The sequence below is a fragment of the Xanthomonas sp. A1809 genome (assembly GCF_017746015.1).
Taxonomy (GTDB): Bacteria; Pseudomonadota; Gammaproteobacteria; order Xanthomonadales; family Xanthomonadaceae; genus Xanthomonas; species Xanthomonas euvesicatoria.
The window spans coordinates 1-1,639 of the sequence record NZ_JAGHWZ010000056.1 but is presented as its reverse complement, the minus strand read 5'-3'; the positions used below and the strand labels follow the sequence as shown (position 1 = coordinate 1,639).

Annotated in this window: 2 protein-coding genes; both read left to right on the top strand. The window is 61.6% G+C overall.

Features of this window, described 5'->3' with window-relative positions:
• Positions 1-1,340 (top strand): AAA family ATPase (locus tag J7396_RS22350; protein WP_209262182.1); only part of this gene is annotated, 1,340 nt, incomplete at its 5' end.
• A 67-nt stretch (positions 1,341-1,407) separates the two neighbouring features.
• On the top strand, positions 1,408-1,639 hold a 232-nt coding region (locus J7396_RS22345), incomplete at its 3' end, for a transposase (protein WP_209262181.1).

Genomic DNA, 1,639 nt, shown 5'->3' with positions numbered 1-1,639 from the left:
TTGGCATCGTGGTGGAGGAGCGTGCTGCCGCGTGTGCAGGTTTACTGGAAAGCGAACATACCCGCCTGCGCGAGCTGGAACAGCGCTGGGTTGCCGAAAAGGCGTTGGTCGATGAGCTGTTGTCGCTACGCGCGCAACTGCGGGCCGGCAATGCGCCGGTGGAAGGCACCGGCAGTGCGCTGGAAGCGGAGGCCGAACAGCGTGCGTCTGGCGACACTGCCGTGCTCGACGCACCGGTACAAGTTGATCGCGACACCTTACTGGCACGTCTGCAGCTGGTGCAGGCCGAACTGGCAACATTACAAGGTGAATCGCCGCTGATCCTGCCAACCGTCGATTACCAGGCTGTGGCCGCCGTAGTCGCCGACTGGACCGGCATCCCGGTCGGGCGCATGGCGCGCAACGAGATCGACACCGTGCTGCGCCTGCCCGACCTGCTGGCCAAGCGCGTGATCGGCCAAGACCATGCCATGGAGATGATCGCCAAGCGTATCCAGACCAGCCGCGCCGGTCTGGACAACCCGGACAAACCGATCGGCGTGTTCCTGCTGGCCGGCACCTCCGGCGTGGGCAAGACCGAAACCGCACTCGCGCTGGCCGAAACCTTGTACGGCGGCGAACAAAACCTGATCACCATCAACATGAGCGAGTACCAGGAAGCGCACACCGTCTCCTCGCTCAAGGGCGCACCGCCGGGCTATGTGGGCTACGGCGAAGGCGGTGTGCTCACCGAAGCGGTGCGCCGCAAGCCGTACTCGGTGGTGCTGCTGGACGAAGTGGAAAAAGCCCACCCGGACGTGCACGAACTGTTCTTCCAGGTCTTCGACAAGGGCTGGATGGAAGACGGCGAAGGTCGCCGTATCGATTTCCGCAACACCTTGATCATCCTGACCAGCAACGCGGGCACCGACCTGATCGCCAGCCTGTGCAAGGACCCGGAGCTGATACCCGACCCGGGAGCCATGGCCAAGGCCATCCGTGAGCCGTTGTTGAAGGTGTTTCCGCCGGCATTGCTCGGGCGGCTGGTGGCGATTCCGTATTACCCGCTGAGCAACGACATGCTCGGGCAGATCGTGCGACTGCAGTTGAATCGCATCAAGAAACGCATCGAAGAGCGCTACAAGATTCCGTTCGAGTACGACGATTCAGTTGTTGAGCTGGTGGTGAGCCGGTGTACCGAGAGCGAATCGGGTGGGCGGATGATCGATGCGATTTTGACGAATTCGATGTTGCCGGCGATGTCGAGGGAATTCCTGGGGCGGCTTGCACACCAGGCATCCATCGGAGGCGTAGGAATGAGCACGAATCCAGACGGCTTCTCGTACCTGTTCCACTCGTAAGCTCCCCCGATCCGCAGACACCGCATAAGTAGATCTTTCTGGCATCGTTCCCAAGTCAGGAGGTTCCATGCGCACATCGAAGTTCACCGAGACACAGATCATCGCCACGCTCAAGCAGGCCGACGCAGGCGTTCCAGTCAAAGACATCTGTCGCCAAGTCGGCATCAGCACGGCGACCTATTACCAGTGGAAGAGCAAGTACGGCGGCTTGGAGGCGTCCGAGCTGCGGCGGGTCAAGGAGCTCGAGTCCGAGAACGCCAAGCTCAAACGGATGTATGCCGAGTTGGCGCTCGACAACG